Origin of the sequence: Paenibacillus agaridevorans (genome assembly GCF_003112455.1) — a bacterium.
In the GTDB taxonomy this organism is placed as follows: domain Bacteria; phylum Bacillota; class Bacilli; order Paenibacillales; family Paenibacillaceae; genus Pristimantibacillus; species Pristimantibacillus agaridevorans.
In genome coordinates this window covers 1-14,769 of record NZ_BDQX01000230.1, presented here as the reverse complement: position 1 = coordinate 14,769, position 14,769 = coordinate 1, and the positions used below count along the sequence as shown (strand labels likewise).

Below are 14,769 nucleotides of genomic sequence, written 5' to 3'. Positions count from 1 at the left end.
CGTTTTGGTAAGCGGTTGCAGGATGGGAATTGCTTTCATTTTCAGACATGTATGAAGGGGCCAGGAATGATCACAAGGGAGAGGAAAGGTACAAATTATGAAAGTGAATATTATTGGGGCGGGCAACATTGCGGATTACCATGCACGGTCCATAAAGGCTTTGGGCTATGAATTGGGAATGATTGCGGATTTTAATGAGAAGGCGGCACGGCAATTGGCCGATAACTATGGCTGCCACTGGACAACGAATACGGATGAGCTATTGGCAGAAAAAGCGGATTTAGTAACGGTGGCGGTTCCGAACGCTTTTCATTTTGATGTGGCTATGGCTGCTGTAAAAGCGGGGCATGCTGTTCTATGTGAAAAACCGATGACTCGCTCAGCACAACAGTCCAGACAACTCGTTGAGCTTGTCGAGCAAAACGAACAGCCATTTTTTGTTGGCTACATGAAGCGGGTGCACCCAACGGTGCAGAAGTTTAGAGAATATGTCGCGCGAATTGGAACGATGCGAAGCGGCTTGGTCAGGGTGTATCATCCCATGCCAAGTTCGAGTTGGCCAATCATAAAAAAACAGCTTGCCCAATCTCCAAATGCGGCATTGGACGGGGTGTTCGTTAATTCAGGTAGCCACATGCTGGATTTGCTGCTCTATTTGGCAGGACCGGTAAAGAAGGTACTGGCTGCGCGCATGCAATACCAGGAAGGCTGTTTTCCTAAAGTGGATCAAATGACCCATGCGCTGCTGGAGATGGAGAATGGTTCGACTGTAACGGTCGAGTGCGGATGGCTTCCCTTGTTCGGTGTTGGGAAAAGGGAGAACGGATGGGATGAACTCATCGAACTTCGCGGTGAATCGGGGTTAAGTACGCTTCATACCACACTGTGGGAGCGTCCGCAGTATGAATCGCCGGTAGCTGAATTGTGGGATGAATCGATAAAAACGAAAGAGTCGTTTAATGCGGGCATGGTGGATAACTTCCAGGAAGAATATCGCTTAATCGAAAAAGCGTTGTTGGGAGAAGCGGTCACTTTGGCTACTGCCCAAGAGGCCTTCGCTGTTGATCAATTAATTGATGATATCTTTGCTGCCGCCAAACAGACAGGAGAATAATGTCATGTTAATTAGAACCGCCTACTTAAAATCGCCCTGGCAATGCACATTACGGACTATAGATTTGCCTAATGAAATACCTGAAGGCCATGTGTTGATACGAGTGGAGGCATGTGGCATTTGTGGTACAGATTTGAGTAATGCAGCCGAAGGAACGGCGGATTGGCAGCCGTTCGGTCACGAAATAGCCGGAGTTATTCATGAGCTGGGCAGCAATTGTGAAGGTTTGAATGTTGGAGATCGCGTCGTTTTGGAGTCGGCTGGATTTTGCGGGAGATGTGACCTGTGTCGGAAAGGCAGAGTGGATTTGTGTAATAAAGCGCCTCATTTTTGGCATGCTGGGCCTTCTATGGGATTCAGCGAATACATGTTTGCTCCGGCTTGCGGCGTGGTCCGCTATGAAGGGCTGACGCCAGAAGCGGCCAGCTTGGCGGAACCGGCAGGCGTTGCGCTTGATATGGTCAAAACAGCGGATATTCAACATGGCGATCGCGTTTGTGTGATCGGACCGGGACCAATTGGGTTAATGGCCATTCCGATGGCGCTGCGAAGCGGCGCAGTTAAAGTGGTGTGTATAGGCCGAACCAGGAATCAAGCCCGACTGGAAGCAGCAGCGCGTTTAGGTGCGGAAGTACTGGCAACCGATCTTTCTCTAATCGAGCATGATGAACTGCACCGGCAGTTTGATCGGGTACTGGTGACCGCCCCCGTCTCGATTATTCCGGAGGCGATTTCTTTGTTAGCCTACGGGGGAATCATCTCCTACATTGGCATAGGGGCAGGTTCCGGAACGATTCAATTTGATGCTAACGATTTTCATTATAGAAAGCTCCAGTTGCGGTCCAGCTTCGCCAGTCCAGCCCTGTATTATCCGATTGTATTAAACATGCTGAAAAATGGCACTATTCCTTCGGACATCATTATATCCCACCGTCTGCCCCTGAAAGATATCCAAGAGGCAATGACATTGTGTAAAGAAGATAAGGGCCAGATCGTTAAAGTCGTGGTGGTGCCGGAAACGGATATGAAATCGAATAAGGGAGGTTGAATAACTATGTTGAAAAGGCGAGTGATCTCCTTGGCCCTGGCTCTTATTATGGCGGCGACAACATCGATAACCTTACAGGCGGAGAGCGCACTGGCGACAGGCAGCACGTTTCCCAAGATGGAAGCGGCTGACACGCTTTATGTCTATGACATCCGCAACGATTCGGCTGAAGCGAAGCTGGCTGCCTTGACGTTGCAGGGGCTGATTAACCAGAGCTCGGCCGAAGTTTATGTATTGACGAGAGAAAAGAATCTTGACCAGTTGTGGCTGGATGAAAGCGGGAAAAGCTATACGCCTGTCACCTTGGTCACAGGAAGCAATCCCGGGCTAAGAACGATGTACAGAGATTATCAAACCTTGATCGACAAGCTCATCGTATGGGAGGGCAGCAAAGACTGGACCTTCAACATTGCCTTGATGAAAGGCGCTTTGGAGGCAGGTTTGCCTGTAACGGACAGTATCCGAAGCAGTCTGATTTCAGAGTTTGGAAGCCAAACGGTCGAAGACATTCGTTCCAACTGGAGCAGCCGGGTCGATGCGTATGAATGGGCAGTCGATCATCTTATGCCTTCCCTGGACAAACGAATTTTGTTTTCTGCCGGTCTGCGATTGCCCGATTGGGTAGATTATCCGTGGAATATCTTTGATTACGCGGTAGCGAGCAAATCCTTCACTTTCTACCTGGACCCCCGCAATCCTGACGAATACGAGGCGATGAAACACATCATTCAAGAGGGAGGCTACCCGCCAGGTACGGCTGTGTTGGGCTATGCCCCGAATGCGGATGATCTGAACGCATACACCAATCCCCTCGGGGTCGGGTACGTGGTCTCTGATTTCTTCTCCAACGGCAGCGTCTGGTCTAGCTTCGAGAACAAAACCTATACCCAGCCAGCCGGAGCAGCTGTAGAGGCAGAACCTGGCAAGGTTTATGTGTCCATCACGGCGAGCGACGGCGACAACTTGCAATATGCGCAGCAGCTGATGGATTATTTTCAGGATCCGGCCAAGGGCGATGTTCCTGTAGGTATTACCATAGCGCCGGTTCTGCGTGAGCTGGGTTCGCCAATCCTGGATTACTTGTACGCCGAAAAAGGCAATAACATTGAGCTTGTAGCAGGCCCGTCAGGCTATCAGTTTATTTACCCGGATCATTATTCGAGCAGCGGATACGAGGCATGGTTGGATAACAACAAAGAATGGTTGACGGACACGGGGATTCATACCGCAAATGTATGGCGCATGCCGATAAACAGCGTGTACCACAAACAGATGGTAGACAGCTTGGCGGGCAGCGGAGTGACGGGGATTTTGCGGGGAGACGATATCCAGCCGATCAATGCCTACCATGGTATTTATACAATTTCTCAAGGCAATATGCTCATGAACGACGGAGATATCTATAACATTTTGAGCCATGTATCTGCAGATGCTTCCCAGCCTGTTTTTCACAATCTGTACCCTATATTGGCTTATTACGGCGTGGACGCCAATGGAGAGGCAGTGTTCTTTGAACGTTTGAAGGAAGAGATAGACAGATTGCAGCAGGACTTTCCCGGCAAATATGTATTTCTTAAACCTCAGGATATCGTAGCCACCATTGACCAATTGAACACGGACATCCAAGGCGTCAGCTTTGCGGCCAACAACTCGGATAAAGAGACGCTACATATCTATGAAGATCAATTTTCCAATCTTGATAATGGTCATAGATTTGCAGATGGCGATACAAGCTGGGTCTATAAATTCGATCTAGCGGATGATATCGATCGAGCTACTCTCAGTTTGGATATTGGCGGAGATTATGAAGTGGACATATCCAAGGATGGCACGAACTGGAGTGGTGCTGCCAGAGCTAACGGCAATATAAACAGAACTACGGTAGAAAGCGACCTAAGCGGGTGGTTGATTAACAATCCATCAAAAATCATCTATGTAAAATTTGCGGATGGAAGCCCGTTGGATGGGAATGGACCGAGCTTGTACCATCTTACGCTGTCATCGGAGATAAGCGGCATTTCCCTGACGACTCCGAGCTATCTGGATAACCAGTTCATTGTTCAAAATACAGGTGCGATTGACAACGATCATCGTTATGCCGACGAAAACAGGGTCATCGTATATAAATTTGATTTGACTGACGATGTGACAGACGCGACGCTTACCATGGATATAGCCGGCGATTACGTAGTCGATGTGTCCAGTGATGGAATCAACTGGATCACTGCTGCCAATGCCAATGGCAATTTAAGCAGGACTACGGTGACCAGCAACTTAAGCGGATGGTTAGTCAGTAATCCTTCCAAAATCATTTATGTGAAATTTAGGGATGGAAGCCCGTTGGATGGGCATGGACCAAGCTTGTACCATCTTAATGTATCTACTTGAGTTGGCCGAACGCTATCAGTGACAGTTCTACATCTATTTTGCCGTTTTTGGGGGGAGAAATAGGATGTTGAAGAAATGGCCTATAACAGTCGCGCTTGGTTTGTTATGTATTGTTATCCTGGCAGGTGCAATAGTAGCGCTGCAGATTAGAAATAAACAGTCAGCAAGCAGCACGTTTCCCAAGATGGAATCGGTTGACACGCTGCATGTCTATGACATCCGGAACGATTCGGCTGAAGCGAAGCTGGCTGCCTTGACGTTGCAGGGGCTGATAAACCAGAGCTCGGCTGAAGTTTATGTATTGACCAGAGAAAAGAATCTTGACCAATTGTGGCTGGATCAAAGCGGAAAAAGCTATTCGCCTGTTTCTTTAGTCACAGGAAGCAACCCCGGGCTAAGAACGATGTACAGAGATTATCAATCTTTGATCGACAAATTCATCGTATGGGAGGGCAGTAAAGATTGGACCTTCAACATTGCCTTGATGAAAGGGGCTTTGGAGGCTGGTTTGCCTGTAACGGACGGTATCCGAAACAGCCTGATTTCAGAGTTTGGAAGCCAAACGGTCGAAGACATTCGCTCCAATTGGAATGGACGAGTCGATGCGTATGAATGGGCGGTCGAACATCTTATGCCCTCCCTGGACAAACGAATTTTGTTTTCTGCCGGTTTGCGATTGCCGGATTGGGTAGGTTATCCGTGGAACATCTTTGATTACGCGGTAGCAAGCAAATCCTTCACTTTCTACCTGGACCCCCGCAATCCTGACGAATACGAGGTGATGAAACACATCATTCAAGAAGGAGGCTACCCGCCTGGTACGGCTGTGCTAGGCTATGCCCCGAATGCGGATGATCTGAACGAATACACCAATCCTCTCGGGGTCGGGTACGTGGTCTCTGATTTCTTCTCCAACGGCAGCGTCTGGTCGAGCTTTGAGAACAAAACCTATACTCAGCCAGCCGGAGCAGCCGTTGATGCTGAACCTGGCAAGGTTTATGTGTCCATCACGGCGAGCGACGGCGACAACCTGCAATACGCGCAGCAGCTGATTGATTATTTTCAGGACCCGGCTATGGGCGATGTTCCTGTAGGTATTACCATAGCGCCGGTTCTGCGTGAGCTAGGTTCGCCAATCCTGGATTACTTGTACGCCGAAAAAGGCGATAACATTGAGCTTGTCGCGGGCCCGTCAGGCTATCAGTTTATTTACCCGAATCACTATTCGATCCATGGATACGAAACCTGGTTGAATGAAAACAAGAAGTGGCTGACGGATGCCGGCGTTCATACAGCGAATGTTTGGCGGATCCCTTTAAACAGCGTATACCACAAGCAGATGGTAGACAGCCTGGCGGGCAGCGGAGTGACGGGAATATTGCGGGGAGACGATGTCCAGCCGATCAATGCCTACCATGGAATTTATACAATGTCACAAGGCAATATGCTTACGAGGGACGGGGATATCTACAGCATTTTGAGCAGCGTATCGGAAGATCGCGAGCATCCGGTGTTTTATAATCTATACCCGATTCTGGCATTTTACGGTGTGGATGATACTGGAAAAGCAGTGTTCTTTGAGCGCTTAAAAGATGAGGTAGCCAGGCTTCAACAGGATTTTCCCGGCAAATATGTATTTCTTAAACCTCAGGATATCGTAGCCACCATTGATAAATTGAACACGGACATCGAAGGTGTCAGCTTTGAGGCCGATAACTCCAGTGCGGAAACTCTATACCTGTATGAAGATAATCATTCCGCTATGGATGGAGGTTACCGGTATGCAGATGGAGATGCCAGCTGGATCTATAAGTTCGACCTGGCGGATGATATTGAGCAAGCTACGCTTACGTTGGACTTAGGCGGAGATTATGAGGTGGATGTGTCCAAAGATGGCACGAATTGGAGTGCTGCTGCCAGGGCAAACGGAAATATTAACAGGACTACTTTGGATAACGACTTAGTAGATTGGTTGACTAACAATCCATCCAAGACTATTTATGTCCGATTTAAAAGCGAGAATTCGCAAAGCGAAAATGGAATGATTTTATATTACAATTCTTTAAAAATATTATATTGACACATTACAATATAATATATAATATGACATTGGGAAGCGTTTGCAATACGATTGAACAAACAAAGGGATCTTACAATGATCAAAGGAGAGGTACATGTATGAAAAAAAGCAGAAAGACATTATTTAAATGGGTGGCAGCGATGGTGATGGTCGCCATGCTGGCAGCTTGCTCTACAAAAGCACCTGCACCATCTACAAACACACCTACAAACTCTGTAGGAGACAGCGATCCGATCAGGCTAACGGTGTGGGCACAGCCCAGTCTGGATTGGCCAACGAATACGGACAAAAAAAACCAGGATTTGTACGAGTATATCCAAGGAGAGATGGAGAAGAAATTCCCCGGAATCATTATTGATTATGTAGGTAAAGGTTGGGGGGATGATCTTCGGCAAAATCTGATGTTAGCGGTTATGGCCGGAAATCCGCCGGATGTATCGTTTGGTGAGGATTTTGTCCCGGAATTAGCGAAGCTGGGTGCTCTTTCCGAAGTGCCTGCTGATTTTACAACGGATCTTGCAGATGGGCCCATGGAAGCAGCGAAGTTTGAAGACAAGATTTACGCGGTATCAGGTATGACCGGGATTTTCGCATTAATGTATAACAAAGATGTTATGACAAAGGCTGGTTTAAATCCGGATGCGCCTCCACAAACTTGGGATGAATGGTTTGAAATGTCCAAGAAAATTACAGAGACAGGCAAAGGTGAATACTTTGGCTCGGTGGTTCAAACGACGGGGCTTGGCGGCACGTTCCGAATTGCACCGTTTATGAGACAGCTTGGAGGGGATCTGACATCACCCGATTCGGAAAAGATAACTTTCCAGTCGCCGGAAAATGTGAAAGCATTAAGCTTCTTGAAGGAACTTTCCCTTACAGCTCCCAGCGGTTCAACCGCTTTGAACGATGAAAATGCGTTGTATAACTTGGTCCATCATGGAAAAGCAGCATTTGGTGTTGCAGGTCCTTGGCACATCTCCTGGTCTCAGAACGAAAAGTGTAATTGCGGCTTTGCTCCGTTACCTGTCCCTGAAGATGGGGAGCGAGCTAATGTGATCGTAGGCAATACATTGTGGTTTGTATTAAAGCAATCGAAGAACCAAGAAGCGGGAATGGAATATCTGAGAATTATCGCGAGCAAGGAATATCAAGAGAAGTTCGCTATTGCCTCAGGCAGAATGCCTTCCAATAAACTGGCGATTGCTAATACTGAACTGGTAGAGCTTGTTCCGCAGTTGGCGGTTTATGGTGAGATTGTAGCGAATGAGCAAGCCGGACCGCTTCCGTCATATCCGAAGAACGGTCCAAAGATCTGGGAGGCTTGGCATAAAGCCCAGGAGTCCGTATTAATTGGAGATAAGTCAATCGAAGAGTCATTGGCTGAAGCACAGAAAACTGCGGAAGACTTATTGAAATGAGCAGGATCTTAAACAAGAAGGCTATCCCCCGTGAAACTTTGGTTTCCGGGGGAGGTTCTGCTCCCGATAACGTACAGTCCATTCGCTTGCAAAAATGGATGCGCCGACATAAAGAAGGAATCATTGGCTATTCCATTTTATCTCCCATGATATTGTATTTTTCGATTTTCGCCGTGTTCCCCGCCTTGTTTGTAATTTATTTATCGTTAACAGAATGGACGGGTGTGGCCGGATTGCCCGAATGGGTGGGAATAAAAAACTTTCGGACTTTTTTTACACAAGGTGATTATGTAGAAACGCTGATACGAGCTGGCGTATATGGCATTATCATTTTATTCTGCAGCTTGATCATCGGTCTATTGATTGCTCTGTTATTGAATCAGAAGGTATTTGGAAGCGGGGCCATTCGTACGATTTGGTATTTGCCAGTGCTTGTCCCCTTCGCAGTCGTTGCCCAGATGGTTAATACCTTGCTCAGTCCGGTTGATGGGGTAGTTAAACAAATGATGGTTCGTTTTGGCATGGAGCCTATCGTTTTTCAAGAGAGTGCCTTATGGATGAGTTTTTGGCTCATTATCATTACCGTTTGGAAAGGAGTCGGAAGCACGGTCATCATTTATTTGGCGGGGCTCCAGGGGATTGACACAACTTTATATGAAGCAGGTAAGGTCGACGGTGCGAGCAGATTGAAAATATTTTGGTACATCACCATTCCTTGCCTGAGGCCAATTACGATGTTTTTATTAATTACAGGAATTATCGGCAGTTTTCAAATTTTTGAACCGGTACAGCTTATCACGTATGGAGGCCCTCATGGCGATACGAATATTATCTTGTATCGCATCTATCAGGATGCTTTTCAGGCCTTTAATTTCGGGATGGCGAGTGCATCATCAGTCGTCGTATTGGTCGTGACCTTGATCTTGTCCGTTATGCAATATCGCATTTCGCAACGCCGAATAACATGATCAACTGAAGCTGGATTGCTGATGAAAGGAGAAAGTCAGGGTGCAAAAACGAACGCGCTTAGAGTCCTTTATTATCTACGGGATACTTGCAGCAGGCAGCCTTATTATGTTTTATCCCTTTTTATTTCAACTTATGGCCTCTTTGGGGACGAATAGGGACTATTATGCGACTTTCATTGTCCCGATTCCAACGGAGTGGCAATTGGAGCGATACATTCAGGTGTTTACGGATCCACAAGTGTATCGGCTATATATCAACACTTTAATACGCTGTCTCTGGTACATTTTTACAACTTGTATTATTGCTCTTGTGGCAAGCTACGTGTTCTCCAAGCTCAGGTTTAAAGGCCGGGATACGGTATTCCTTATCTTTCTTGCCTCCATGATGATTCCAAGCCAGGTAACGTTAGTGCCTACTTATTTGCTCTATGTGCGGTGGCCGTTGGCAGGCGGCAATGATTGGCTGGGCCAAGGCGGTCACGGCATGCTTGATTCCTGGGCAGCTTTATTGGTAGGAGGACTAGTCCCCGTATATGCAATCTTCTTGATGAAACAGATGATGGATTCTCTTCCGTTTGATTACGAGGAGGCGGCGCGTGTGGATGGTTCGGGAGTGTTCCATACCATTTTTCGGATTTATTTTCCCATGACCCGTCCGATTCTAGCCGCACTGATTATCATAACGTTTATTGGAATATGGAACGATTATTTATGGCCCCTTATTGTGATCAACAGTATGGATATGCAAGTGATCGCTACGGGGATTTCCTCCTTGATGGGAGAAGCGAAGCAGGTGGGAAGAGTACCGGATTATCCGTCGATCTTTGCCCTGGCAACCATTACGATGATTCCGCCTATCCTCGTTTATTTATGGCTGCAGAAACATTTTATTCAAGCCTTCGCGATGACGGGAGTAAAAGGATAAGAGAATGGCATTCTAAGAGGCTTTCAACTATTATTTATTGAATTGGGAGAAACCGAAAATGGAAAAAAAACGAATCGAAAAAATGTATGTTCTTTCACAGACCCATTGGGATAGGGAATGGTATCAGGATTTCCAGAGCTTTCGCACCCGCCTGGTCTACATGATGGATGAATTGATTGATTACATGGAGCAGAACGCCGACTATCGCTTTTTTACGATGGACGGCCAAACCATCATGCTCGACGATTACCTGGAGATTCGCCCGGAGAATCGTGACAGATTGCAACGGTTAATTCAGGATAATAGAATAGCCATTGGCCCCTGGTATGTCATGCCGGATGAATTCCTGGTCAGCGGCGAATCATTGATTCGCAATCTTTTGAGGGGAATAAGGGATGCTCGTTCCTGGGGCGTTGAAGCCATGTTGTCGGGGTATGTCACGGATATGTTCGGACATAATAGCCAGCTGCCACAAATTCTCCGCGGCTTCGGTATTGATAATGCCGTGTTGTTCCGAGGTTTCCGCGGAGATGCGGATCCTGCGGAAATATGGTGGGAGGGGGCCGATGGCAGCAGAGTATTGGGATTGAAGCTTGATGAAGACCGTTCGTATAGCGATTTCTATTTTGCGTTGAGGTGGCCCTTTTATGATCGTGATAATGCTTATGAGGAACATCAGGATGAACTGATGGAGCGGGCCATGATGTTGATGGAGTATAAGAATAAACGGGCCACCACCACAATAGCTTTGAGCATGGATGGGGTGGATCACGTTGAAATCGAACCGCAATTGCCATGGATGCTTAAAACCTTAAGTGAGAATAAAAAGTTGAATGTGCAATTTGTTCATGCCCATCTTGAAACCTATCTACAAGACTTGCGTGGAAAAGTCGGGGATTTGAGAGTTTATAAAGGGGAGCAAAAGGAGCTTGCTTATAATGGACTAAACAACTGGGTTCCGGAGAACACCTTGTCTTCACGCGTCCATTTGAAACAGCATAATCAGCATTGTGAAAACTTGATCGAAAAATGGGCTGAGCCATTGGGCGTGATGACGGCTTTGGAAGGACGAACGTATTCCAAAAGCTTTATCAAAAAAGCATGGGAGTTTGTGCTGCAAAACCATCCCCATGATTCCATTTGCGGTTGTTCGATTGACCAAGTGCACCAGGATATGATTTATCGGTTTGACCAATCCCGCTTGATAAGCGAACAGATGATTTATGAACAAATGAGCTACATATCCAATCATCTTAACGAGGAGCAGCTTGGTGGGAATCACGCCTTTACGGTATTCAATCCTTCGCAGTCTTCCGTAGAGGGGATCTTTGAGGTCGAGCTTAGTCTTCCTGCAAACTCGGATGTTTCGGTAACGATGAAAAATTCGTTAAACGGCACTTCTTTTCGAATTTATGATGCGGAGCACAATGAAATTCCTTACCAATTGCTCACTATTCAAACGAACAGCATGCACCTGTATAGACCCTATAGAGAGCTTCCCCGTGGTGAAGCAGTGGATCGGTTTCGCATTGCGATGCCAGGCAAGGTACCTGCTTTCGGTTATTCGGTTTATACATTGGAAAGGTATACGATTGAAAATCATGCTCCTTTGGAATACAGTGCCCCAAAGCTGATCGCGCCAGTGCGCTACCCAGGCTCCATGCAGATGGATGAACATACCTGGGATAATGGGCGCATTCGATTACGCGTAACTTCCAATGGTACAATTCAAGTAACAGATGTCCAAACGGGACGCTTTTATGAAGGACTATTACTATTGGAAGATGAAGCGGACATCGGAGACGGTTGGAGTCATGTTTCACCAATAAACAATGAAACCGTTCGTTCTTCCGGCGTGCAAGCTACGATATCCACTGTGTATGATGGACCATATCAAGCGTGTATTCGTATCCAACTCAATCTTCGTGTTCCGAGGGGCATTGAAAGTGATGAGAACAGCAGAAGCAAGGAATGGGTTGACATGCCGATTACGACTTGGGTCGAGTTGAAAAAGGGTGATCCCATTATTTATTGCAGGACTTCTGTTCACAATACAGCTCGCAATCATCGGCTGCGCATCTTGTTTCCCAGTGGATTGGATACGCAACATTACCATACAAGTACCCCATTTGATTTGGTGAAACGACAGATTCAACGGCCGGATCGGTCTGATTATTTGCGCAAGGACTTTGAAGTTGTGCCGCATAACGGGATTGTTACAGTGGATGATCACAAAGATGGCCTGGCAATTTACAGCAAAGGGCTTTATGAGGTTGTTGTCCGAGATAATAACCAGCGCACAATCGCGTTAACTTTATTCCGAAGCACAAGCAAGGAGGTACTTTCTGACGGCAGCGATGGAGGTCAATTGCTGAGAGAGCTCGAATTCAGTTATGCGATAAGACCTTTTGCAATCGCAGAAACTCATCCTGCGCCGCTCTGGAAGGAGCATCAGCAATATGTGACCGGTATTCGTTCGCTGAACCGGAAACCTGGCAAGCTATATCGGGAAACCCAACAGCAAGGAGCAGGCGGATTATCCTTAAGCAAATCGTATTTGACTCACACATCCCCAGCATTGATTGTGAGTGCCTTCAAACAATCGGAGGACCACGACAACAGCTACATCGTTAGATTATTTAATGTAACCGAACAAGAAGGGGCAGGGACATTGACTTTTGAGCGAGCGATTGCTTCGGCGGAATTAGTGAACTTAGACGAGGCCCCAATAGCCGATTTACCGGTTACTGCAAGGGAAATTAATGTTACTGCAAAAGCCAAACAAATCATTACAGTGAAAGTAACTCTAGTTTGATGAGGGTGATGGTATGCTTGATGAGCGAATGAATGTTCCTGTAGTTTATCTTACACATCCTAAGCCGTATCAAGTGATTCAACGAAAAGGTTATTGTGCAGCGCAAGCTTATGCTAATCACCTGGGCGGGCCAAGTCTGGGAGAAGGGACTTTAATCATTGCAGGTTCAGTTTCAAGGCGAACGCAAGGCAGGCTGGAGGCCAGAACCTTGCTCCACCATGATGCGTATGGAATAGCAGTAGACTGGAAGGACCTGGATGCGGAATGGGAGGGAGAGCAGTTCGAAGCGACATTTCTTGTTCCTGCAGGAGGCTGGTATCGATTAGAGCTTCGCTACATCGACAAGGAGCGGGGGGAACAAAGCGAATCAGTCGTCGTGGAGCCAGTTGGCGTTGGTGAAATTTTTATCATAGCAGGGCAATCGTATGCGGAGAATTGCAATGACAGCTGTATGCGGATAGAAGATCCGCAAGGAAGAATAAGCGCATTAGACCCTCGCTCGCAAGAATGGAGAGTGGCCCATGATCCGCAGCCGACGGTTAATCCCAGTGATGATAATGAGCAGAGCAGGAAGGGAACCATTTGGCCTGCAGCGATGAACCACTTGCTGCCATTGATAAGGGTTCCGATTGGTATGGTGAATGTAGCGGTCGGAGCTACATCCTCTAGACAATGGATGCCTGACGAACCTTTATTTGATAATCTACAGCATGCAGGAAAAGCGGTCGGCCCCTTTAGAGCCCTACTGTGGCAACAGGGAGAATCGGATGTGATTGAGGGAAATTCAACCGATGTCTATAAGTCTCGCTTGCTGGCCATAAAAGCAGCACTGGAAGAATACTGGGGACATTCCTTCCTGTGGCTGCCTGCCAAATCCACCCTGCATCCAACCGTTTACATCAAGCCATTGGAGGAAGAGAGCATCCGGTTGGCGATTGATGAGCTCTGGTCAACACCCGGTTTTTTGCCGGGTCCAGATACTGATATTCTTGCAGGCATCGGGTTGCACCGTGCATTGGAAAGGGAAAGCGGGCATTTCACTTTGTTAGGGCAGCAGCAGGCCGGTTTACTGTGGTGTATAGCTATTTGGAACCTGTTGCAGTTAAGCGGAGTTGCGAATGAACAATAAGCGAAGCGGAGTTAAGTTGGCATCCGCGATTTAGCCGGCGGCAAGCTGGATATCGTTTATATTAGGATTGCTGCTTATGATATACATTAGTCATTTCTTCGGATAAGGATAACCTTTGGGTTGTCCTTTTTTTGTAGTTGTAATAGTTTACATAATAATGTGTATGTAAATAATAGATATTTCGAAAGAGAAGCTCCAATTGAGGTTCCACATGCGATTTGAAAACTGGAGCGTTCGGACGATCTGTTTCGCGACATTCTAATTCAACGAATGGGAGAGGAGAGCATCACGACACGACTGCAGTCGGCCACACTAACGGTTGCCATTGATCGTTAAAGTAACGGCAGTTTAACAAGAAAGTAAAGGAGGCTTCCACAAAGAAACCAGCCAAACGTTTTTGTCCGGATAATCCGTTCGCTAGAAACAGATTGAATGCTGCCGTAAGCTGGAGCATTTAAAGGCCTGAGTCAATTCCCGCCCAGTCTCTAAGTTGTCGAGGCGCCCTTAACTCCTCATCATATTTTCGAAGTTCCGAATCTGGTAGATAAATCTGAGAGATCGTGTCTTCTAATTTAAAGGAAAGATCCAACTCGCCCATGGCGATAGCTATTTCGCTACGAGCTGCTAATAGTCTGGCATGCTCGATTCCTGTTTTGTTTTTTATTTCTTCCAGAGCGCGGTCTAGTTTCTTAGCTGCTGCCTTATCATTGGCATAAATATCGCGCAAAAACCAAACCTGATTGAGTATTTCCTCTGTATGATTTTGGGCTTCAAGATATAGAGGAGGCGCATAATGCTTATTGAAGAAAACTAGCATGTTACCAAACGGATCAAAGACCCGAAATTGACTTCCATCCCGCGACCGGCGAGAAATGCGCGGGGTA

General features: G+C 46.9%; 10 protein-coding genes. 9 read left to right on the top strand and 1 reads right to left on the bottom strand.

Features of this window, described 5'->3' with window-relative positions; genetic code table 11:
* Positions 1 to 97 precede the first annotated feature (97 nt).
* From PAT3040_RS20060 to PAT3040_RS20020, 9 genes are all read left to right on the top strand, one after another.
* Complete coding sequence (locus tag PAT3040_RS20060; protein WP_108994126.1) at positions 98 to 1,114, top strand: Gfo/Idh/MocA family protein; 1,017 nt, start codon at positions 98 to 100, stop codon at positions 1,112 to 1,114.
* Between the two features lie 4 nt (positions 1,115 to 1,118).
* The gene (locus tag PAT3040_RS20055; protein ID WP_181376743.1) at positions 1,119 to 2,162 is read left to right on the top strand and encodes a zinc-dependent alcohol dehydrogenase; all 1,044 of its coding nucleotides are present in this window, start codon (positions 1,119 to 1,121) and stop codon (positions 2,160 to 2,162) included.
* A gap of 6 nt (positions 2,163 to 2,168) precedes the next feature.
* Positions 2,169 to 4,550, top strand: coding sequence for a GxGYxYP domain-containing protein (locus PAT3040_RS20050; protein ID WP_108994124.1), 2,382 nt, complete (start codon positions 2,169 to 2,171; stop codon positions 4,548 to 4,550).
* Between the two features lie 64 nt (positions 4,551 to 4,614).
* A complete protein-coding gene (locus PAT3040_RS20045) occupies positions 4,615 to 6,630 on the top strand; it encodes a GxGYxYP domain-containing protein (RefSeq protein ID WP_108994123.1) in 2,016 nt (671 codons plus the stop codon).
* A 98-nt stretch (positions 6,631 to 6,728) separates the two neighbouring features.
* Positions 6,729 to 8,048, top strand: coding sequence for a sugar ABC transporter substrate-binding protein (locus PAT3040_RS20040; protein ID WP_181376742.1), 1,320 nt, complete (start codon positions 6,729 to 6,731; stop codon positions 8,046 to 8,048).
* 86 nt (positions 8,049 to 8,134) lie between these two features.
* On the top strand, positions 8,135 to 9,016 hold the full coding sequence (locus tag PAT3040_RS20035; protein WP_181376741.1) for a carbohydrate ABC transporter permease: 882 nt from the start codon (positions 8,135 to 8,137) through the stop codon (positions 9,014 to 9,016).
* A gap of 40 nt (positions 9,017 to 9,056) precedes the next feature.
* Positions 9,057 to 9,941: a carbohydrate ABC transporter permease gene (locus PAT3040_RS20030; RefSeq protein WP_108994120.1), complete on the top strand. Its 885-nt coding sequence runs from the start codon at positions 9,057 to 9,059 to the stop codon at positions 9,939 to 9,941.
* A 58-nt stretch (positions 9,942 to 9,999) separates the two neighbouring features.
* A complete protein-coding gene (locus tag PAT3040_RS20025) occupies positions 10,000 to 12,756 on the top strand; it encodes an alpha-mannosidase (protein ID WP_108994119.1) in 2,757 nt (918 codons plus the stop codon).
* Positions 12,757 to 12,769: 13 nt separating this feature from the next.
* Positions 12,770 to 13,885: a sialate O-acetylesterase gene (locus PAT3040_RS20020; protein WP_108994118.1), complete on the top strand. Its 1,116-nt coding sequence runs from the start codon at positions 12,770 to 12,772 to the stop codon at positions 13,883 to 13,885.
* A 454-nt stretch (positions 13,886 to 14,339) separates the two neighbouring features.
* Here PAT3040_RS20020 and PAT3040_RS37240 read toward each other — a convergent pair.
* On the bottom strand, positions 14,340 to 14,769 hold a 430-nt coding region (locus PAT3040_RS37240), incomplete at its 5' end, for a DUF8817 family protein (RefSeq protein ID WP_219930303.1).